Here is a 20,936-nt window from a genome sequence, read left to right on the forward strand (position 1 = left end):
GCCTGCCTACTGGACGTAATCAGGCTTTCCGGCAACGCCGCGAGGTGCGGTGCCAGGCGGCGCGGGCCAGGCAAGATCCGGAAGACACGGCCTAGTCGCCAGGGGCTCCCGAGCCCCGCGCACGCCCTTCCGCCGCCCCCGCCCGTCCCTTCCCGGACGGGCGGGGGCGGCGGCGTTTCCCGGGGCGCCGGAGGCTCGGTCGGGCGGACGCCGGGAAGGGGCCGGGGGGGCGGGCCGGGCCGGGGCGGGAGGCCGGTCAGGAGGCGAAGCCGGCCGTGCGCAGGGCCCCCGCCACCGCCTCCCCGAGCCGGGCGTGGCCCTCGTCGTTGGGGTGCAGCCCGTCCGCCAGGTGCCCCGGCCCGAGCAACGGCAGGCCCGGCAGCAGGGCCAGCCGCCGGTCACCGGCCGCGACGCGGTCCCGCACGGCCCGCTCCATGGCCGCGCGCAGTTCCGCGAGGGTGGCGCCGAGCCGGTTGGGCTCCGCCTCGGCCTCCGGGCGCAGTACGGGCGAGACCAGCAGCAGCGGGGTCCCGGGGTGGCCCTGCCGGACCAGCTCCAGGAAGACCCGGGTGGTCTCGTAGAGCAGCGGTACCGAGTACGGCATGCGGGACCAGCAGTTCGTGCCGAAGGCCAGGGTGATCAGGTCGGCGGGGAGGGTGGCCAGCTGCTCGGCGGTGGGCAGCTCGCCACGGGCCCCGCCGGCGTAGCCCAGGTTCACGGTGTCCAGGCCGAGGGCGCGCCCGGTGACCGCGGGCCAGCCGTGCGCGGGGCGGGTGGACCACCAGCCCTCGGTGATGGAGTCCCCGTGCACCAGCCAGCGGGGGGCGGCCGGGGCGGGCGCGAGGGGGCCCCCGGTGCCGCGGACGCCCAGGACCACCGGACCGCGCCCCTCCGGCGGGTACACGGTGTACGGGCCGCGGCCGGGCGGCAGCGGCAGGCGGACCACGCCCTCCCCGGCGGGCTCGGTGACCAGCTCCCGCAGCAGGCCGTGACGGTTCCAGAGGGCGAAGACGTGCCCGAGTCCGCCGGGCGGCCCGGGGTCGGAGGTCCGGTAGCGGACCTCCACGGCGGTGGTGCCGGGCCCGGCCGCGAACTCCAGTCGGACCCCGATGGGCAGCGCGGCCCGCGCCTGGGTGTCCCAGGGCAGCCGCATGGTGTCGGCGGGGTCGGCGCGCACCGCCCGGCCGCCGTCCGCCAGCCAGGCCACCCCGCGCAGGAAGGGGCTGGGGTCCAGCCAGTGCTCGCTCACCGCTCGCCTCCGATCGCCGGGTACGGGGCCGGTCCCCGCGCCGTCGCGCACGTTCCGGGTCTGCCCGGGAGGGCCGGGGTCCACGCGGTGCCGGCCCGGCTCGCGACGGCCTTGGCAGGACGGTCCGGAGGGCGCACCCTGCGGGATGTCTGACGGAGTGTCAAGAGAGGTGTCATGGTCTGGACCACGCAGTGATCGATCGTCGATGCGCAACAAAGGTCCGGTTCGGATCGGATCGCGCAATGATCGTGCACGAATATGCAAGGATGGTGCATTACGGGCGGGAACCCCCAGCTCGTAGGCTCACTCGCTGTACCTGGAGTGGCGCGGACCGCCTGCTCGGCGGTTCCGGCTCGCTCCTGCCCTCGTTCAGGACCGACCCGCAGGGTCGTGTCCTGCTCCGGATCGCCGCGGTCGACGCCATCCCCCTCCCGCAGCGACAAGGAGTCACCCCGTGCTGGACCACGGCCAGGCGCCACCCCTCCCGTCCCCGTCCGCCGGCCCCCGCAACCCGCTCCTGCGCCGCAAGCCGGTGGAGCAGCTGGTCGCCGAGGGCGGTCAGGGCGAGGGCGGTTCGCTGCGACGCTCGCTCACCATGTGGCAGCTGACGATGATCAGCATCGGCGCCACCCTGGGCACCGGCATCTTCGTCGTCCTCGGCGAGGCGGCCCCGCTCGCCGGCCCCGCCGTGGCGATCTCCTTCGTGATCGCGGGCCTCACCGCGCTGTTCTCCGCGCTCTCCTACGCCGAGCTCGCCGGCTCCATCCCCGTCGCCGGCTCCTCGTACTCCTACGCCTACGCCACCATGGGCGAGCTCATCGCCTGGATCTGCGGCTGGTGCCTGATCCTGGAGTACGGCGTCTCCGTGGCGGCCGTGGCCGTCGGCTGGGGCGAGTACCTCAACGAGCTGCTCGACGGCACCATCGGCGTCACCATCCCCGAGGCGGTCTCCGCCCCGCTGGGCGAGGGCGGCTTCATCAACCTCCCGGCCCTGGTCGTGGTCCTCATGGCGATGGTCTTCCTGATGGGCGGCGCCAAGGAGAGCGCCCGCATCAACGCCATCATGGTCGGCGTGAAGATCGTCACCCTGCTGCTCTTCATCGGCATCGGCTTCCTGGGCATCAAGGCGGGCAACTACACCCCCCTCGCCCCGCTCGGCATCACCGGCATCAGCGCCGCCGCGGCCACCCTGTTCTTCTCGTACATCGGCTTCGACGCCGCCTCCACCGCGGGTGAGGAAGCCAAGAACCCCAAGCGGGACCTGCCCCGCGCGATCATGATCTCGCTGCTGATCGTGACCGTGCTGTACGTGCTCGTCGCCGTGGTCGCCGTCGGCGCCCTGCCCTGGCAGCAGTTCGAGGGCACCGAGGCCGCCCTGGCGCAGATCATGAAGGACGTCACCGGCCAGAGCTTCTGGGGCGTGGTCCTCGCGGCCGGCGCCGTGATCGCCATCGCCAGCGTGGTCTTCGCCGTGCTCTACGGCCAGTCCCGCATCCTCTTCGCGATGTCCCGCGACGGTCTGATGCCGAAGGTGTTCGCGAAGGTGAACCCGAAGACCGGCGCCCCCCGCGCCAACGTCGTGATCGTCTCGCTGTTCTGCGGGGCCCTGGCCGCCTTCATCCCGCTCGGCGAGCTGGCCGACGCCACCAGCATCGGCACCCTCTTCGCCTTCGCCCTGGTCAACATCGCCGTGATCATCCTGCGCTGGAAGCGCCCCGAGATGAACCGCACCTTCAAGGTGATGCTCTTCCCGGTGACCCCGATCCTCGGCTTCCTCTTCTGCGCCTACCTCATGTACACCATGCGCGCCGCGACCTGGACCGTCTTCGGTCTCTGGATGGCGGCCGGCGTCGTGTTCTACTTCCTGTACGGCATGCGCCGCTCCGCATTGGCCTCCGCACAGAAGTGAACCGCTTGTCTTGCGACTGAACGACCTCGACGAACGCATCGTCCACGCCCTCGCTGAGGACGCCCGCCGCTCCTACGCCGACATCGGCTCCGAGGTCGGCCTGTCCGCCCCCGCCGTGAAACGGCGGGTGGACCGGTTGCGGGCGGAAGGGGCCATCACCGGCTTCACCGTCCGGGTGGACCCCGCCGCGATGGGCTGGGAGACCGAGGGCTTCATCGAGATCTACTGCCGCCACAACACCTCGCCGGACGACATCCGGCGGGGGTTGGAGCGGTACCCCGAGGTGGTGTCCGCGTCCACCGTGACCGGTGACGCGGACGCCCTGGTGCAGATCTTCGCCTCCGACATGCGCCACTTCGAGCGCGTGCTGGAGCGGATCGCGGGCGAGCCCTTCGTGGAGCGCACCAAGTCCGTCCTGGTGCTCTCCCCGCTGCTGCGCCGCTTCACCTCCGGCGCCCCCGGCTAGGCCGTTCCGCCGGCCCTGTCGCGAGCCCGTCGCGGCGGCCGTTTCCGCAGGTCGGCGCCCGCCCCGGACCCCCACGGGGGTCCGGGGCGGCGGTGTCCCGGCGTGTCCGAGGGTCCGCCACGCAACGAATCGCCGTTTCGGGATCAAAACGCGCAACGAATCGTTCAGTCGCGCGCAATGGTCGTGCCTTGTCCGGGCCGAAGGGCACGCCGTACGGTCTAAAGGTCCCCCGAAAGCACTCCTGCCCCAGAGGTTCGCTCATGCCCCAGCTGCGTACGGCCCTCCTCCAGAGCTCCGGAACGCTCGGCGACACCGCCGCGAACCTGAAGGCGCTCGACGAGGCCGCCCGCGCGGCGGCCGAGGGCGGGGCGGGACTCCTGGCGGCCCCGGAGATGTTCCTCACCGGCTACGCCATCGGCACCGACGTCCCCGTGCTGGCCGAGGCCCAGGACGGACCGGCGGCCGCCGCGGTGGCGGAGATCGCCCGCACGCACGGGCTGGCCGTCCTCTACGGCTACCCCGAGCGCGACGGCGACACGGTGTACAACTCCGCGCAGCTGATCGGCCCCGACGGGACCCGGCTGGCGAACTACCGCAAGACCCACCTGTTCGGCTGTTTCGAGCAGGACAGCTTCACCCCCGGCGACACGCAGGTGGTCCAGGCCGAGTACGCGGGCCTGAAGATCGGCCTCCTGATCTGCTACGACGTGGAGTTCCCGGAGAACGTCCGCGCCCACGCCCTGGCCGGGACGGACCTGCTGCTGGTGCCCACGGCCCAGATGCACCCGTTCCAGTTCGTGGCCGAGCAGCTGGTGCCGGTCCGGGCCTTCGAGAGCCAGATGTACGTGGCGTACGTCAACCGCACCGGCCCGGAGGGCGAGTTCGAGTTCGTCGGACTCAGCTGCCTGGCCTCCCCGGACGGGGTCACCCGGACCCGCGCCGGCCGCGGCGAGGAGCTCGTGTTCGGCACCGTCGACCCCGAGCTGCTGGCCGCCTCCCGCGAGAACAACCCGTACCTGCGGGACCGCCGCCCCGGTCTGTACTCCTCGCTGATCTGAGCCGACCGACCCGCGCCGGACCGGCCGCCGTCCCGGCCGGTCCCCCCTGCCTGCCTGCCTTCACCACCCCCCGCGCAAGGAGCCGTACCCCATGACGTCCACGGTGCCCACCGCCGTCCCGCACACCGACGGCCAGCCGCCGATCACCATGTTCGGTCCGGACTTCCCGTACGCCTACGACGACTTCCTCGCGCACCCGGCCGGCCTGGGCCAGATACCCGCCACCGAGCACGGCGCCGAGGTCGCGGTCATCGGCGGCGGCCTGTCCGGCATCATCTCGGCCTACGAGCTCATGAAGATGGGCCTCAAGCCGGTGGTCTACGAGGCCGACCAGATCGGCGGCCGACTGCGCACGGTGGGCTTCGAGGGCCCCGAGACCGAGGGCCTCACCGCGGAGATGGGCGCCATGCGCTTCCCGCCGTCCTCCACCGCCCTCCAGCACTACATCGACCTGGTGGGCCTGGTCACCGAGCCCTTCCCGAACCCGCTGGCCGAGGCCACCCCCTCCACCGTCGTGGACCTCAAGGGCGAGACCCACTACGCGGAGACCATCGCGGACCTCCCGCAGATCTACCGCGACGTGGCCGAGGCGTGGAACGCCTGCCTCGAAGAGGGCGCCGACTTCTCGGACATGAACACCGCGATGCGCGAGCGGGACGTCCCGCGCATCCGGGAGATCTGGGCCGAGCTGGTCGCGAAGCTCGACGACGAGACCTTCTACGGCTTCCTCTGCAAGTCCGAGGCCTTCAAGTCCTTCCGCAAGCGCGAGATCTTCGGCCAGGTCGGCTTCGGCACCGGCGGCTGGGACACCGACTTCCCGAACTCCATCCTGGAGATCCTGCGCGTCGTCTACACCGAGGCCGACGACCACCACCGCGGCATCGTCGGCGGCTCCCAGCAGCTGCCGCTGCGCCTGTGGGAGCGCGCGCCCGAGAAGATCGTCCACTGGGCCCAGGGCACCTCGCTGTCCTCCCTCCACGAGGGCGCCCCGCGTCCGGCCGTGACCCGACTGCACCGCAGCGCGGGCAACCGGATCACCGTCACCGACGCCTCCGGCGACATCCGCACCTACCGCGCCGCGATCTTCACCGCGCAGTCCTGGATGCTGCTGTCCAAGATCGAGTGCGACGACACGCTCTTCCCGATCGACCACTGGACGGCGATCGAGCGCACCCACTACATGGAGTCCAGCAAGCTCTTCGTGCCCGTGGACCGGCCGTTCTGGCTGGACAAGGCCGTCGACGCCGAGGGGAACCCCACGGGCCGGGACGTCATGTCGATGACGCTCACCGACCGCATGACCCGAGGCACCTACCTGCTGGACGACGGCCCGGACAAGCCCGCCGTGATCTGCCTCTCGTACACCTGGTGCGACGACAGCCTCAAGTGGCTGCCGCTGTCCGCGAACGAGCGGATGGAGGTCATGCTGAAGTCCCTCGGCGAGATCTACCCGAACGTGGACATCCGCCGGCACATCATCGGCAACCCGGTCACCGTGTCCTGGGAGGACGAGCCCTACTTCATGGGCGCCTTCAAGGCCAACCTCCCCGGTCACTACCGCTACCAGCGCCGCCTGTTCACGCACTTCATGCAGGACCGGCTGCCCGAGGACAAGCGCGGCATCTTCCTCGCGGGCGACGACATCTCCTGGACGGCCGGCTGGGCCGAGGGCGCCGTGCAGACGGCCCTCAACGCGGTCTGGGGCGTGATGCACCACTTCGGCGGCGGCACCGACGCCACCAACCCGGGCCCCGGCGACCGCTACGACGAGATCGCCCCGGTGGAACTCCCCGAGGACTGACCCCGCCCCGGCCGGTGGGATCCCACCGGGATCCCACCGACCCGCCCGGGACCCTTCCCGGCGGCCCCCGACCACGGGCCGCCGCCGTGCGCACGGAGCCTGCACGGCGGCGGCCCGTTCCCATGCCCGGGGTCCGGTTCCGGCGGGGTCCCGCCCGCGCGCGGCTCCGGACCGCTCAGCCCGGGACCCGGGGCGTGGGGACCAGCAGGCAGCGGCCCACCAGCCCCACCCCGGCGTCCAGGGAGTCGGTGAACTCGGCCGCCAGCTCCGGGCTGGCCCGCAGGGTCCACAGCAGCCGGGCTGCCGCCCAGGCCCCGTCCCGGGCCCGCTGGAGGCTCCACGAGCCCAGCAGGTGGGTCAGCGGATCGGCGATCTGGAGCAGGTCCGGGCCGGGCATCAGCTCCTCCCGGATCCGCTCCTCCAACGTGATCAGGGTCTCCCCGACCAGCTCGAAGTCCCGCTCCAGGGACCGCGGTTCCACCCGGAGCGCGTGACAGGTGGCCACCACGGCGAGGGCCAGGTCGTGCCCGATGTGCGCGTTGATCCCGGCGAGCGCGTGCTGGAGCGGCCGGACGCCCGGATGGCGCCGGTACTGGAACAACGGCCGCCAGCAGGCCGGGGTGCGGCGGCCGTCCGCCGCCGCCTCCACCGCCGCGAGGTACCGGTCCGCGAAGCGGACGGCCAGGGCCGCCGCCGTCCGTCGGGCCGGGAACTCCCCGGCGGAGATCCGCCGTTGCAGCTCCTCGGTGACCGCGAGGTAGACCCGGTTGAAGACCGCCACGCCGTCCTGCGGGGGCAACCGGTCGTCCAGGGCGCGCATCCGCGTGAGTACCGCATCCATGGGGGCAGGGTCGCAGCAGGCGGGCGCCGGGCGGGGGAGTTGGCGGCGCGCTTCCCCGGTTCGGGCGAAAGACCGGTGCCCGCCGGAGGGGTCCGGCGGGCACGGGGCGAGGAGGCGGGCGACGGAGGGCGCCGGCCCGGGAGGGGCCGGTCAGGCCCCGGACTTCGGCGCCGGGTCGGCGGGTCCGGCCGGATCCTGCGGGCCGGGGGCGTCGTAGGCGCTGGTCCCGGAGTCGAGGAGCGGCTCCTGCTCCTTGAGGTGGGCCGGGGCGAAGTACCGCAGGGCGTGGTAGCCGGTGATCACCACGAGGGTGCCCAGGGCGATGCCGCCCAGTTCGAAGTTGTCGCTGATCTGCAGCTTGACCCCGCCGACGCCGATGATGATGCCCGCGGCGGCCGGTACCAGGTTGAGGGGGTTGCGCAGGTCGACCCGGGCGTTGAGCCAGATCTGGGCCCCGAGCAGGCCGATCATGCCGTACAGGATGACGGTGATGCCGCCGAGGACCCCGCCCGGGATGGCCGCGACCACGGCGCCGAACTTGGGACAGAGCCCGAAGAGGAGGGCGAAGCCGGCGGCGGCCCAGTAGGCGGCGGTGGAGTAGACGCGGGTGGCGGCCATCACGCCGATGTTCTCGGAGTAGGTGGTGTTCGGGGGGCCGCCCACGGCGGTGGAGAGCATCGATGCGGCGCCGTCGGCGGCGATGGCGGTGCCCAGTTTGTCGTCGAGGTCGTCGCCGGTCATCTCGCCGACGGCCTTGACGTGTCCGGCGTTCTCCGCGATCAGGGCGATGACCACGGGCAGGGCCACCAGGATGGCCGACCACTCGAAGGACGGGGCGTGGAAGGAGGGCAGGCCGATCCAGTCGGCCTTGGCCACCCCCGACAGGTCGAGGCGCCAGTGGTCCACGGCCTCCGGTCCGCCGACCGTCGAGTGGATCTTCCCGAAGATCAGGTCGAAGAGCCAGGAGATCGCGTACCCGAAGACCAGGCCGAGGAAGATCGCGATCCGGGACCAGAACCCGCGCAGGCAGACCACGGCGAGCCCGGTGAACAGCATCACCAGCAGGGCGGTCCACTGGTCCTGCGGCCAGTACGTGCTCGCGGTGACCGGGGCGAGGTTGAAGCCGATGAGCATGACCACCGCGCCGGTCACCACGGGCGGCATGGCCGCGTGGATGATCCGCGCTCCGAACCGCTGCACCGCGAGCCCCGCGAGGAACAGCACCGCGCCGACCACGAGCACGGCGCCGGTGACGGTGGCGCTGCTGCCGCCGGAGGCCCGGATCGCGGCGGCCACGCCCACGAAGGACAGGGAACAGCCCAGGTAGGAGGGGACCTTGCCGCGGGTCGCGAGCAGGAAGATGACCGTCGCGATGCCGGACATCATGATGGCGAGGTTGGGGTCCAGGCCCATCAGGACCGGGGCCACGAAGCTGGCCCCGAACATCGCCACGACGTGCTGGGCGCCGAGCCCCGCCGTCCGCGGCCAGGTCAGCCGCTCGTCCGGCCGCACCACCGCGCCGGGGGCGGGGGTCCGCCCGTCACCGTGCAGGGTCCAGCGCACGCCGAGGCTCATCGTCAACTCCCAGGGATCGGCCGCAACGGCCGCGGCGCGGCCGTCGGTATCTTACGACCGGATTGCGGAGGTTTCGCCCTGCTGTGCGGGACCCGCCTGGGCGGCGGGGGCCGTACGTCCCCCGGGCCGCAGGACCGAGGCCCCCGCGATGAGGGCGCAGGCCAGTGCGGTCACCAGGCCGAAGGACACCACGAGGGAGGTGGTGTCCGCCACCGCGCCGATCGCGGAAGGGGCGATCAGGCCGGAGGTGTAGGTGATCGTGGCCACGCCCGCGATGGCCTGGGCCGGGGCGGGACCGCTGCGCGCGGCGGCGGCGAAGGCCAGGGGGACGACCACGGCGATGCCGAGTCCGATCAGGCCGAAGCCGGCGAGGGCGGCCGCCGGGTGGTGGACGCCGACCACGAGCAGGCCGCCGACCGTGGCCAGGACCCCGCCGGTGCGGACCGTGCGGACGGCTCCGAAGCGGTCCACCACGCGGTCGCCCGCGAGTCGGGCCACGGCCATGGTCAGGGCGAAGGCGGTGGTGGAGGCGGCGGCGAGGCCGGCGTCGGTGCCGAGCACGTCCTTGAGGTAGACCCCGGACCAGTCCAGGCTGGCGCCCTCGGCGAAGACGGCGCAGAAGCCCACGGCGCCGATCAGCACGGCGGAGCGCGGGGGCAGCGCGAAGTGCGGGGGCGGCTCCTCGTCGGGGGCGCTGCGCAGGTCGAGGACCCCGCGGCAGGCGAGCAGGCCCAGGGCGGTGAGGGCCAGGGCGGCCGTCAGGTGGTGCAGCCGGGCGTCGGCGCCGGCGTGCGCGGCCGCGGTACCGGCCGCGGAGCCGAGGAGGGCGCCGACGCTCCACATGCCGTGCAGCGAGGACATGATCGAGCGCCCGAGCCGGGTCTCCGTCTCCACTCCGAGGGCGTTCATGGCCACGTCCGACAGGCCCGCGGAGGTGCCGTACAGGAACAGGGCCAGGCAGAGCACCGGCAGGGACGGGGCCAGCGAGGGCAGGGTGAGGGAAAGGGTCCACAGGGCCAGCAGCACGGTGAGCGCCCGCCGGGCCCCGAGCCGGTGGTTGACCCGGCCGGCCAAGGGCATCGAGACGGCCGCGCCCACGGCCGGGAAGGCCAGGGCGAGCCCCAGGGCGCCCGCGCCGAGCGAGGCGTTGTCCTGGATCCACGGGATGCGGGTGGCGAAGCTGCCGGTGACGGCGCCGTGGACGCAGAAGACGGCGGCGATGGCGAAGCGGGCGCGGCGCAGCCGTGCCGGGCTCAGGTCGGGTTCCCCAGTCATGCGCGGTAAACTATCAGGGAACCTGCCTGATAAATAACCCCTTTGCCGGGACCGGGTTCCGGCACCGCACCCGATAGGTTCTGGAACGTGCGCGCGATGTCTCCTGCCTCCCCCAGCACCGCCCGGGCCATCAACGACCGGCTGGCGCTGCGGCTCCTCCAGGACGAGGGCCCCTTGACGGCCGGTCAGCTCAAGTCCCTGACCGGGCTGTCCCGACCCTCGGTGGCCGATCTGGTCGACCGGCTCGCCGAGGCCGGACTCATCGAGGTGGTGGGGGAGTCCGGCGAGCAGCGCCGGGGCCCCAACGCCCGGGTGTACGGGATCGTGGCCGACCGTGCCCACCTGGCCGCCCTGGACGTGCGCACCGACAGCGTGGCCGCCGTGGTCACCGACCTGCTGGGCCGCACGGTCGCGCGGGCGGAGCTGCCGGTGGCGGCGGCCGGGGACGCGGTCGAACTGCTGGCGGAGACCGCCCGCGGGGCGGGTGCCGCCCTGCACACCGTGGTGGTCGGTGCCCCCGGCCTGGTGGCCCCCGACAGCGGGGAACTGCGCGACACCGCCAAACTCCCGGCCTGGCACCGCGAACTGGTCGCCCTGCTCCAGGCGCGGCTGCCCGCCCGGGTGCTCGTGGAGAACGAGACCAACCTCGCCGCGGTGGCCGAGCAGCGGCTCGGCGCCGCCCGCGACCTCGACTCGTTCGTCCTGCTGTGGCTGGGCGCCGGGGTGGGGGCCGCCGTGGTCCTGGACGGGCGGCTGCGCCGGGGGGCCTCGGGAGGGGCCGGCGAGCTGGGGTTCCTGCCGGTGCCCGGCACCGGCGGGCTGCCCTCGGCCACGGGCTGCGACGGCGGGTTCCACGCCCTCGCCGGGCGGGGGGCGGTGGCCGCACTGGCGGCCCGGCACGGCTTCGCCGGTTCCCCGGAGGAGGCGGTGGCGGGGGCCGCGGGAGAGGACTTCCTGGAGGAGCTGGCCGAGCGGCTGGCGCTGGGCGCGGCCGCGGTCGCGGCGGTGCTGGACCCGGGCTGCGTGGTGCTGGGCGGGGTCCTCGGGCGGGCGGGCGGCCCCGGGCTGGCCGCCCGGGTGGCCGACCGGCTGCGTACCCTCAGCCCGGTGCCGACCGAGGTGCGGGCCACGGACCTCGGCGACGTGGCCGTCCTGGAGGGGGCCCGCCTGATCGCCCGCGACGCCGCCCAGGACGCCCTGTTCGGCTCCGGGGCCTGAGGCCCGGCCCCTCGGTCGGCCCGGCGGTCCGTCGGCCTGTCGGCCGCGCCTCGGGTCGGCCCGGTGGTCGGCGCGGTCGGTCGGGGAAACGCGCGGACCCGGTGGCCGCCGGGCCACCGGGTCCTCACGTCATCGGCATCCGCTCACGGGATCAGCAGGCGCCGAGGTCCTCCCAGACACCCCACTGACCGGTGGTGCCGGGCTCTTCGTTCTGGGTCCACCACTTGGCCTTCCAGTTCTTGCCCTTGTGGGAGACGGTGGCGCCGCTGTTGTACACGGTGCCGCCCACGTAGGCCGGGTTGGCGCAGGTGCCGCCGGTGGTGCCGCCGGTGGTGCCACCCGTGGTCCCGCCCGTCGTGCCGCCGGTGGTGCCGCCCGTCGTCCCGCCGGTGGTGCCACCGGTGGTCCCGCCGGTCGTGCCGCCCGTGGTCCCGCCGGTGGTGCCGCCGGAGCCGAGGTCCACCAGGGTGGTGCCGCGGGCCAGGTCACCGGCCAGGGCGTAGGTGGTGCCGGAGACGTTCACGGTCCAGTTGGAGGGCGTGGACACCGGCAGGTAGTAGTTGAAGGCCAGGTCCACGGAGGCGCCGGGGGCCAGCGACTGCCAGGCCGGGAGCTTCAGCGAGACCCGGTGGAAGTCGCCCTTCAGGCCACCGATGTTGGTGCCGGTGTGGCCGCTGCTGATCACCTTGGTGCCGAAGCCGGACTGGTCCGAGGCGTTGTTGGGAGCCGAGGTCGAGTAGTCGAACTGGAACTCCGTGCCGCCGGGCAGGGTGGCCTTGGTGTTGTTGGTGATCTTGATCTTCGGGGTGATCGGGTAGTTCGAGTCGCCGAGCTTGAACTCGTTGAACTCGACCTTGACGTCGACGGCCTGGGTGGGCAGGGTGCCACCGGCCTTCTTGGCGCCGTACGGGGTGGCCGCCTTGAACTTGTCGTACATCAGGGTGGTGAGCGTGTCGCCCATCTCGTACTGGCCCTTGGCCGTGTTGTACGAGTAGTCGCCCGCCAGCTCCCAGACCATGGTGCCGCCGATGCCGCGGTCGATCACGTAGTCGGCCTTGGCCGCCACGGACTGCTCGTCCTCGGTGGAGAGGAAGACCTTCTTCTGGGCGTTCCACAGCCACGGCGCCACCAGGGTGGAGTCGTACTTGCGGGCGTAGGTGCCGGTCAGCGTGGTGTTCGCCGGGAAGCCGTACTTGGTGACGTAGTCACCGACGACGCCCTTCTCCAGGTTCTTGGCGTGCCACATCGGGTTCGAGCCCGCGGGGGACTCGGCGCCGTTGGTGTCCTTGTCGTGCCACAGGTTGTCGATGCCGATCGCGCCGTCACCGCACTTGGTCAGACCCGCGCCGGCCGGGCAGCTGGTGGCCGCGGCCTTGCCCCACAGGCCGTCGGTGCCGCCCTGCACGTTCTTGAAGCCGCGGGTGTAGTACGGCAGACCGATGTTGATCCGGCCCGACGGCATGGAACCGCGGAAGTAGTGGTAGGCCCAGTCGGTGTTCAGGTAGCCGATGCCGCCGTACTGCTGGGAGCCGTAGACCCCGGCCGCGGCGAGCTCGCTGTCCTTGCCGTCGTCGAAGAGCGAGGCGTTCGGACCGACGTGCTCGTTCCAGGCGCCGTGCAGGTCGTAGGACATGATGTTGACGTAGTCCAGGTACTGCTGCATCTGGAACGTCTCCATGCCGCGCAGCAGGTAGCCGGAGGACGGGGCGGCCACGGTCAGCAGGTAGTGCTTGCCGTCGGCGGCGCCCGCGGTGTCCAGCTTCTCGCGCAGGGTCTTCATCAGGACCGCGTAGCCCTTGACCAGACCGGCGCGGCGGGCGTTGGCCAGCTGCCAGTCCAGCGGGTTGCCCGCGTCCTTCATCGTGGTCGGGTATTCGTAGTCGATGTCGACGCCGTTGAACCCGTACTTCTTGATGAAGGCGACGGCCGAGTCCGCGAAGGTGTTGATGCCCGCGGTGTTCACCGAACCGTCGGCGTTGGTGGCCATCGAGTAGAAGCCGCCGGAGTTCACCCGGTTGCCGTTGTCGTCGAAGTAGCCGCCGGTCTCGGCCCAACCACCCACGGAGATAAGGGTCTTGACGTCGGGGTGCTGCTTCTTGAACTTGCTGAGCAGGTTGAAGTGGCCCTTGTACGGGAGGGCCGGGTCCATCTCGGCACCCGCGACGCCGGGCCAGGTCATCCCGGTGGCGGCGTTGTTCGCGTTGTCGGAGCCGACGGAGATCTTGTTGTCGCTCGCGACGTGGGCGAAGGCGTAGTTGATGTGGGTGATCTTGTTCCACGGGATGTTGTTCGCGAGGTAGGCGGGCTCACCGTTGCGGCCGGTGCGCCAGCCGGTGAAGTAGCCGATGACGCGGCGCTGGTGGTCGGCGCCCATCTTCTCGCGGCCCTGGGTGTCGTAGACCGAGCAGTAGGGGACGTCTACCCCGGGGGTCTTGTAGAGGCCGTCGGGACGACAGGACTCGTTGTCGGCGGCGTGCGAGACGCCCGCGGAGAGCGTGCTGAAGAGCAGACCGGCGACTGCGGCTCCGGTAGCCATCAGCGTGGCCCTCGTACGCGTGGGGGACAGCACCATCGTGCCTCCTGGGGAGGGGAGGTTGGCAGGACACAACGAACAGAAGAGGTGGTGCGTGCGGTGCGTGTATCGGCCCGTGATGTGCGCACATCCGTCGGGCTGTCTCCCGGAAGGTGAACCAGACATTAAGAGGACTAGACCACCCCGTCAATAGGTCTGGACCAACCCTGGGCCCCCTGGCCGGCGGTTCGCTGGAACTTGCCTGAGTAAGCTCTTGTGAGCCAGGCCACAGCACTTCCCCTGCATGACCGCTTGCGCGGCGTGGCAGACTGGCTCCAGTACCAGAAGCAGCGCACTCCGGGGTCGGTGTAATTCCGAACCGGCGGTTACAGTCCGCGACCCGACCGCATCCAGTGGCCGGTTGACCAGGTGAAATTCCTGGACCGACGGTGAAAGTCCGGATGGGAGGCAGTGCGCGGCGGGCCGTCACGGTACGCCGCCGTAGCCGTACCACCGCGATCTTTCTCGCAGGTGGTCCGGGTCTTCGGCCTCGGCGTCCCCGTGTTGCGCGTCCGCTTCCTCTGTCGTATCCCGACAGGCCCCGGAGTCCGTGCCCGATATGAGGCAGGAGGACCCGATGGGCCGGCTCACCGACACGGACGCCATGCGACGCGCCATCGCGCTCGCCTCCCGCGGCCTCGGCTCCACCAGCCCCAACCCCGTGGTCGGCTGCGTCCTCACCGACGCCGCCGGACACCAGGTCGGCGAGGGCTGGCACCAGCGGGCCGGCGGCCCGCACGCCGAGGTCCACGCCCTGCGCGCCGCGGGCGACGCGGCCCGCGGCGGCACCGCCTACGTCACCCTCGAACCCTGCAACCACACCGGCCGCACCGGGCCCTGTGCCCGAGCGCTGGTCGAAGCGGGCGTGGCCCGCGTGGTCTATGCCGTCTCCGACCCGAACCCGCAGGCCGGCGGGGGCGCGGACACCCTGCGCGCCGCCGGCATCGCCACCGAGGGCGGGTTCCTCGAAGCGGAGGCCGCGGCCGGGAACACCGCCTGGCTGACCTCCATCCGCCGGGGCCGCCCGCACGTCCGCTGGAAGTACGCCGCCACCCTCGACGGCCGGATCGCCGCGGCCGACTCCACCAGCCGGTGGATCAGCTCTCCTGAGTCCCGCGCCGACGTCCACCGGCTGCGCGCCGGCAGCGACGCCGTCGTCGTCGGCTCCGGCACCCTGCGCGCCGACGACCCGCACCTCGCGGTCCGCGGCGTCGAAGGCGCCGTCCAACCCCTGCGGGTCGTCCTCGACACCCGCGCCACGATCACCCCCGGTGCCCGCGTCCTCGACGCGGCCGCCCCCACCCTGGTGGCCGTCGGCGAGGACGCCGACACCGACCACCTCCCCGGCGTGGACCTGGTCCGGCTGCCCCGCACCGGCGGCGGCCTCTCCGTGGACGCGCTGCTGGCCGAGCTGTACGCCCGCGGCGTCCGCTCGGTCCTCCTGGAAGGCGGCCCCACCCTCGCGGGCGCCTTCGTGGCCGCCGGAGCCGTGGACGAGGTGGTCGGCTACCTGGCCCCCGTCCTGCTCGGCGCCGGTCCCGCCGCCCTCGGCGACGCCGGGATCGCCACCCTCGCCGACGCCCTGCGGCTCGACCTCGTCGAGACCGTCCGCATCGGCCCCGACCTGCGCGTCACCGCCGTCCCCACCGCCCCCAAGGAGCGCTGAAGTGTTCACCGGAATCGTCGAAGAGCTGGGCGAGGTCACGGCCGTGGAGGAGCTCCGGGACGCCTCCCGCTTCCGTCTGCGCGGCCCGCTCGTGACCGAGGACGCCAAGCACGGTGACTCCATCGCCGTCAACGGCGTCTGTCTCACCGTGGTGGACACCGCGGACGGCGAGTTCACCGCCGACGTGATGGCCGAGACCCTCAAGCGGTCCAGCCTCGGCGCCCTCGGCACCGGCTCCCGCGTCAACCTGGAACGCCCCATGGCCCTCGGCGGTCGCCTCGGCGGCCACCTGGTCCAGGGCCACGTGGACGGCACCGGCACCATCCTGGAACGGACCCCCTCCGAGCACTGGGAGCTCGTCAAGGTCTCCCTGCCCGCGCAGCTGTCCCGCTACGTGGTCGAGAAGGGCTCCATCACCGTGGACGGGGTCAGCCTCACCGTGGTCGACGCCGCCGCCGACCACTTCACCATCAGCCTCATCCCCACCACCCTCGCCCTGACCACGCTCGGCCTGAAGCAGCCCGGCGACCCGGTCAACCTGGAGGTGGACGTCCTCGCCAAGTACGTCGAGCGCCTGCTCGCCGCCGGAGTGGACCCGCTGCACGCGAAGGAGACCCCCGCATGAGCGCCGTGGCCTGGATGAACTCCGAGGCGTTCACCGTCCTCGGTCAGCACATCAAGTGGTCCGACATGATCGGCAACACCGCCGGACTGGTCGCCCTCGCCCTCGGCTGGCGGCGCTCCATATGGACCTGGCCCGTCCAGCTGGCCTCGGGCCTCATCCTCTTCGTCGCCTTCGCCGGCACCCTCACCGGCAGCGCCGGCAAGCAGGCCGTCGTCATCGTCGTGGCCCTCTGGGGCTGGTACCAGTGGACCCGCGGCCGGCAGCAGGCCCAGGACGGCGGCCTCGCCGTCCGCTTCGCCACCTGGCGGGAGCGCGGGTTCCTCGCGGGCGCCGCCCTGCTCGGCACCCTCGCCGTCGGCGGCCTCTTCACCGCCGTCCCCTCCCTCTCCTGGGACCCCTGGCCGGACGCCTACGTGTTCGTCGGCACCATCGTGGCCATGTACGCCCAGGCCAAGGGCATGGTCGAGTTCTGGTTCGCCTGGCTCCTGGTGGACCTGGTCGGCGTCCCCCTCGCCTTCGCCAACGGCTACGCCTTCTCCGGATTCGTCTACGTGATCTACGGCGCCCTCGTCCTGTGGGGGGCCCACGACTGGTACCAGCGCTCGCGCACGGCCCAGGCCGCCGGAACCCCGGCGACCCCCGGCACCACCAACGCCACGGCCCTGGAAGGAGCGGCGGCATGAACCTCGAACCCGTCCCCGCAGACCGGTACTCCGACGAAGAGGCGGACGCCGCCCTCTTCCGCCTCGACCCCGTCGAGCAGGCCATCCGCGACATCGCGGCCGGCCGGCCCGTGGTCGTCGTGGACGACGAGGACCGCGAGAACGAGGGCGACCTCGTCATCGCCGCCGAGAAGGCCACCCCCGAGATCGTCGCCTTCATGATGAGCGAGTGCCGCGGCCTGATCTGCGCCCCCCTGGAGGGCGAGGAACTGGACCGACTGGAACTGCCCCAGATGGTCGCCCACAACACCGAGTCGATGCAGACGGCCTTTACCGTCTCCGTGGACGCCACCGCCGCGCACGGCGTCACCACCGGCATCTCCGCCGCCGACCGCGCCACCACCCTGCGCCTGCTCGCGGGCGGCCCGGCCGTCACCGCCGGCGACTTCGTCCGGCCCGGCCACATCTTCCCGCTCCGCGCCAAGCCCGGCGGCGTCCTGGTCCGCAACGGCCACACCGAGGCCGCCGTGGACCTGGCCCGGCTCGCGGGGCTGCGCCCCGCCGGCGCCATCGTGGAGATCGCCGGCGAGGACGGGGTCATGCTCCGGCTCCCCGAGCTGATCCCCTTCGCCCGCAAGCACGGCCTGACGATCATCTCCATCGAGGACCTGATCGCCTACCGCCGCAGTGCCGAGCCCACCGTCCGCCGCGAGGCCCGCACCACCCTGCCCACGGCCTTCGGCGAGTTCACCGCCTACGGCTACCGCTCCACCGTGGACGGGGTCGAGCACGTGGCCCTGGTCCACGGCGACCTCGGCGACGGCCGCGACCTGCTGGTCCGCATGCACTCCGAGTGCCTCACCGGGGACGTCTTCCACTCCCTGCGCTGCGACTGCGGCCCCCAGCTCGAAGCCTCCATGCTGCGGGTCCAGGCCGAGGGCCGCGGGATCATCGTCTACCTGCGCGGCCACGAGGGCCGCGGCATCGGACTGCTGTCCAAGCTGCGCGCCTACGAGCTCCAGGAACGAGGCCGCGACACCCTCGACGCCAACCTGGAACTCGGCCTCCCCGCCGACGCCCGGGACTACGGAGCGGGCGCCCAGATCCTCACCGACCTCGGGGTCCGCTCGGTCCGCCTGCTCACCAACAACCCCGAGAAGGCCGAGGCCCTCCAGCGGCACGGCGTCGAGGTCCGCAGCCGCGAACCGATGCCCGTCGAGGCGGGCGAGCACAACCTCACCTACCTGCGGACCAAGCGGGACCGGATGGGGCACGAACTGCCCTGGCTGGACGCCGGAGCCGTCTCCGCCTGCAACAGCCAGTGACGGCGGCCGCGCCCGGCGCGGCCCACCCGTCCGCCCGGCGCACCGGGCACCCCGGCACGACGAGCGACCGGCACAGCACCAGAGCACCACAGCACCAGAGCACAGAGCACAGAGACCGAACGACGAGGAGAGCCGTGAGCGGCAAGGGCGCACCCGAACTGAGCGTACGGAACTGCGGGGACCTGAGGGTCGCCGTGATCGCGGCGCAGTGGCACGAGAAGGTCATGGACGGCCTCGTGGACGGCGCCCTGCGCGCCCTCCACGAGCTCGGCATCGACGAGCCCACCCTGCTGCGCGTCCCCGGCAGCTTCGAGCTGCCCGTGGTCGCCAAGGTCCTCGCCGAACGCGGCTACGACGCCGTCGTCGCCCTCGGCGTGGTCATCCGCGGCGGCACCCCGCACTTCGACTACGTCTGCCAGGGCGTCACCGAGGGCCTGGTGAAGGTCTCCGTCGACACCGGCGTCCCCGTCGGCTTCGGCGTGCTGACCTGCGACAACGACGAGCAGGCCCTGGACCGTGCCGGCCTGGAGGGGTCGAACGAGGACAAGGGCCACGAAGCGGTCACCGCCGCCGTCGCCACCGCCATGACCCTCCGCACCATCAGCGAGCCCTGGCGCTAGCCGCCACCCACGACGGACGGGCCCCGGGGGAGCACCCCCGGGCCCGTCCGTCGGTGCGTCCAAGGAGTGAACCCGCGCGCCACGGCGCCCGGCAGAACCCTTAGGCTAGGCACATCATGGCGAACACACCCCTGAAGACCTTCGAAGAGCTCTTCGCGGAGCTCCAGCTCAAGGCCGCCACCGGCGACCCCAGCACCTCCCGCACCGCCGAGCTGGTCGGCAAGGGCGTCCATGCCATCGGCAAGAAGGTCGTCGAGGAGGCCGCCGAAGTCTGGATGGCCGCCGAGTACGAGGGCAAGGAAGCCGCCGCCGAGGAGATCTCCCAGCTGCTGTACCACGTCCAAGTGATGATGGTCGCGCGCGGGATCTCCCTCGACGAGGTCTACGCCCACCTCTGAGCCGGCCCGGCCCCCGCCGCACCCCGCTCCGCACAGCACTCCCTGCAACGAACAAAGGAAACCGACCTCATGCTGCGCATCGCCGTCCCCAACAAGGGTTCACTCTCCGGACCTGCGTCGGCGATGCTCCATGAGGCCGGCTACCGGCAGCGCAAGGAGTCCAAGGAGCTCGTCACCGTCGACCCGGAGAACGAGGTCGAGTTCTTCTACCTCCGGCCCAAGGACATCGCCATCTACGTGGCCTCGGGCAAGCTCGACATCGGCATCACCGGCCGCGACCTGCTCCTGGACTCCGGGGCGAACGCCGCGGAGATCCTGCCCCTGAACTTCGGCCGCTCCACCTTCCGCTACGCCACCCGCCCGGGCACCGCCAAGGGCCCGGAGGACTTCGGCGGCATGACGATCGCCACCTCCTACGAGGGCATCGTCGCCCAGCACCTCGCCGACCAGGGCATCGACGCCTCCGTGGTCCACCTGGACGGCGCCGTCGAGACCGCCATCCAGCTCGGCGTGGCCCAGATCATCGCCGACGTGGTCGAGACCGGCACCAGCCTGCGCAACGCCGGCCTGGAGGTCATCGGCGAGCCGATCCTCAAGTCCGAGGCCATCGTGATCCGCCGTCAGGGCGCCGAGGAGGACCACCCGCAGGTCCAGCAGTTCCTGCGCCGCCTCCAGGGCGTCCTCGTCGCCCGCTCGTACGTGATGATGGACTACGACATCCGCGCCGAGCACCTGGAACGGGCCGTGGCCCTCACCCCCGGCCTGGAGTCCCCGACCGTCTCCCCGCTGCACAACGAGGGCTGGGTCGCCGTCCGCGCCATGGTCCCCGCCAAGGAAGCCCAGCGGATCATGGACGACCTGTACGAACTGGGCGCCCGCGCGATCCTCACCACCTCGATCCACGCCTGCCGCCTCTGAAGCCCCGCCCTCCGGGTCCCGCCCGTCCCGGCGGGACCCGGCAGCGGCCCCGCACCGTCCGCCGCCGGCCCCGGACCTCCCCCGGGTCCGCACCCCGTCCGGCCCGCCCCCGCGGCCGCCGGGCGGCCCTCCCGCAAAGGCACCCCGCACCATGACCCAGCCCGCCGCCCCCGCCGAGACGCCCGCTCTGCCGGTGACCTTCCGGCCGACCCGCACCCGGGCCGTCCTGCTGGGCGTCGGCGCCGTCATGTTCGCCACCATCACCACCGTGGCCGTGATGCTGGAGCGCCTCACCGGCGGCGAGCGGATCAGCTTCGTCTTCATCGCGGCCCTCCTCACCTCCGTGCTCGTCCTCCTCAGCCGCCCCAAGGTGGTCGCCGACGAGGGCGGGGTGACCGTGGTCAACCTGACCACCACCCGCCGCCTGGAGTGGGCCCAGATCCTCCGGGTGAACCTGCGCCCCGGCGACCCGTGGGTCTTCCTCGACCTGAACGACGGCACCAGCCTCCCCGCCCTCGGCATCCAGCCCGGCGTGGCCAAGGCACAGGCCATCGCCGACGCCCGCGCCCTGCGCGCCCTCACCGAGACCCGCGGAACGGGCGCTCCCGGGCTCTGACGCCATTGCGGCTCCGATCCCAGTGACTACCCTGGTCCCGGGGCGCCACCGCGCGCCCCGCCTCCGGCCCCCGTACCCAGCGGGCCGGGGCCCCCTGCGACCAGAGGAGTGACTCCCTCCAGCAATGGACGGATCGTCCGGT

The 20,936-nt window shown here is 72.5% G+C and carries 18 protein-coding genes and 1 riboswitch; of the genes, 13 read left to right on the forward strand and 5 right to left on the reverse strand.

The genetic code is table 11. The features are described 5' to 3' along the window. Window positions 1-256: 256 nt before the first annotated feature. Window positions 257-1,249 carry a GDSL-type esterase/lipase family protein gene (locus ABTZ17_RS10190; RefSeq protein WP_352195100.1) on the reverse strand — a complete coding sequence of 331 codons (993 nt, stop codon included), beginning with the start codon at window positions 1,247-1,249 and terminating at the stop codon, window positions 257-259. Window positions 1,250-1,703: 454 nt separating this feature from the next. Between ABTZ17_RS10190 and ABTZ17_RS10195 the strand changes: the two genes are divergently transcribed. From ABTZ17_RS10195 to ABTZ17_RS10210, 4 genes are all read left to right on the forward strand, one after another. Further along, window positions 1,704-3,158, forward strand: coding sequence for an amino acid permease (locus ABTZ17_RS10195; protein ID WP_352195101.1), 1,455 nt, complete (start codon window positions 1,704-1,706; stop codon window positions 3,156-3,158). 10 nt (window positions 3,159-3,168) lie between these two features. Beyond that, window positions 3,169-3,624 (forward strand): Lrp/AsnC family transcriptional regulator, encoded by a 456-nt coding sequence (locus tag ABTZ17_RS10200; protein WP_352195102.1) that lies wholly within the window; start codon window positions 3,169-3,171, stop codon window positions 3,622-3,624. A 260-nt stretch (window positions 3,625-3,884) separates the two neighbouring features. Then, complete coding sequence (locus tag ABTZ17_RS10205; RefSeq protein WP_352195103.1) at window positions 3,885-4,682, forward strand: carbon-nitrogen hydrolase family protein; 798 nt, start codon at window positions 3,885-3,887, stop codon at window positions 4,680-4,682. Window positions 4,683-4,773: 91 nt separating this feature from the next. Further along, window positions 4,774-6,483, forward strand: coding sequence for a flavin monoamine oxidase family protein (locus tag ABTZ17_RS10210; protein WP_352195104.1), 1,710 nt, complete (start codon window positions 4,774-4,776; stop codon window positions 6,481-6,483). 175 nt (window positions 6,484-6,658) lie between these two features. Here ABTZ17_RS10210 and ABTZ17_RS10215 read toward each other — a convergent pair whose 3' ends face one another. The 3 genes from ABTZ17_RS10215 to ABTZ17_RS10225 form a co-directional block, all read right to left on the reverse strand. Next, on the reverse strand, window positions 6,659-7,324 hold the full coding sequence (locus ABTZ17_RS10215; RefSeq protein WP_352195105.1) for a DUF5995 family protein: 666 nt from the start codon (window positions 7,322-7,324) through the stop codon (window positions 6,659-6,661). A gap of 150 nt (window positions 7,325-7,474) precedes the next feature. After that, window positions 7,475-8,899 carry a uracil-xanthine permease family protein gene (locus ABTZ17_RS10220; RefSeq protein ID WP_352195106.1) on the reverse strand — a complete coding sequence of 475 codons (1,425 nt, stop codon included), beginning with the start codon at window positions 8,897-8,899 and terminating at the stop codon, window positions 7,475-7,477. A 51-nt stretch (window positions 8,900-8,950) separates the two neighbouring features. After that, window positions 8,951-10,174, reverse strand: a complete 1,224-nt coding sequence (locus tag ABTZ17_RS10225) for an MFS transporter (protein ID WP_352195107.1) — start codon at window positions 10,172-10,174, stop codon at window positions 8,951-8,953. Window positions 10,175-10,270: 96 nt separating this feature from the next. Between ABTZ17_RS10225 and ABTZ17_RS10230 the strand changes: the two genes are divergently transcribed. After that, a complete protein-coding gene (locus tag ABTZ17_RS10230; protein WP_352195108.1) occupies window positions 10,271-11,392 on the forward strand; it encodes an ROK family transcriptional regulator in 1,122 nt (373 codons plus the stop codon). Between the two features lie 151 nt (window positions 11,393-11,543). Here ABTZ17_RS10230 and ABTZ17_RS10235 read toward each other — a convergent pair whose 3' ends face one another. After that, window positions 11,544-13,928, reverse strand: coding sequence for a chitinase C-terminal domain-containing protein (locus ABTZ17_RS10235; protein WP_502994635.1), 2,385 nt, complete (start codon window positions 13,926-13,928; stop codon window positions 11,544-11,546). Window positions 13,929-14,252: 324 nt separating this feature from the next. Beyond that, window positions 14,253-14,383, forward strand: a riboswitch (FMN riboswitch). A 158-nt stretch (window positions 14,384-14,541) separates the two neighbouring features. Between ABTZ17_RS10235 and ribD the strand changes: the two genes are divergently transcribed. From ribD to ABTZ17_RS10275, 8 genes are all read left to right on the forward strand, one after another. Beyond that, window positions 14,542-15,630, forward strand: coding sequence for a bifunctional diaminohydroxyphosphoribosylaminopyrimidine deaminase/5-amino-6-(5-phosphoribosylamino)uracil reductase RibD (gene ribD / locus ABTZ17_RS10240; protein ID WP_352195109.1), 1,089 nt, complete (start codon window positions 14,542-14,544; stop codon window positions 15,628-15,630). Between the two features lies 1 nt (window position 15,631). Further along, window positions 15,632-16,255 carry a riboflavin synthase gene (locus tag ABTZ17_RS10245; RefSeq protein WP_352195110.1) on the forward strand — a complete coding sequence of 208 codons (624 nt, stop codon included), beginning with the start codon at window positions 15,632-15,634 and terminating at the stop codon, window positions 16,253-16,255. Continuing rightward, entirely contained in the window at window positions 16,252-16,938 is a 687-nt protein-coding gene (locus tag ABTZ17_RS10250; protein WP_352195111.1) for a nicotinamide mononucleotide transporter family protein, read from the forward strand. Before ABTZ17_RS10245 ends, ABTZ17_RS10250 begins: the two co-directional genes overlap by 4 nt. Next, the gene (locus ABTZ17_RS10255) at window positions 16,935-18,242 is read left to right on the forward strand and encodes a bifunctional 3,4-dihydroxy-2-butanone-4-phosphate synthase/GTP cyclohydrolase II (protein WP_352195112.1); all 1,308 of its coding nucleotides are present in this window, start codon (window positions 16,935-16,937) and stop codon (window positions 18,240-18,242) included. The genes ABTZ17_RS10250 and ABTZ17_RS10255 overlap by 4 nt, the downstream gene beginning before the upstream one ends. Window positions 18,243-18,376: 134 nt before the next feature. Continuing rightward, the gene (ribH, locus tag ABTZ17_RS10260; protein WP_352195113.1) at window positions 18,377-18,862 is read left to right on the forward strand and encodes a 6,7-dimethyl-8-ribityllumazine synthase; all 486 of its coding nucleotides are present in this window, start codon (window positions 18,377-18,379) and stop codon (window positions 18,860-18,862) included. A 116-nt stretch (window positions 18,863-18,978) separates the two neighbouring features. Then, window positions 18,979-19,260, forward strand: a complete 282-nt coding sequence (locus tag ABTZ17_RS10265; protein WP_352195114.1) for a phosphoribosyl-ATP diphosphatase — start codon at window positions 18,979-18,981, stop codon at window positions 19,258-19,260. 69 nt (window positions 19,261-19,329) lie between these two features. Then, window positions 19,330-20,178, forward strand: coding sequence for an ATP phosphoribosyltransferase (hisG, locus tag ABTZ17_RS10270; protein WP_352195115.1), 849 nt, complete (start codon window positions 19,330-19,332; stop codon window positions 20,176-20,178). A gap of 151 nt (window positions 20,179-20,329) precedes the next feature. After that, window positions 20,330-20,794: a PH domain-containing protein gene (locus ABTZ17_RS10275; RefSeq protein ID WP_352195116.1), complete on the forward strand. Its 465-nt coding sequence runs from the start codon at window positions 20,330-20,332 to the stop codon at window positions 20,792-20,794. The last annotated feature ends 142 nt before the right edge of the window (window positions 20,795-20,936 follow it).

Origin of the sequence: Streptomyces sp. NPDC097619, assembly GCF_040302735.1 — a bacterium.
Taxonomy (GTDB): domain Bacteria; phylum Actinomycetota; class Actinomycetes; order Streptomycetales; family Streptomycetaceae; genus Streptomyces.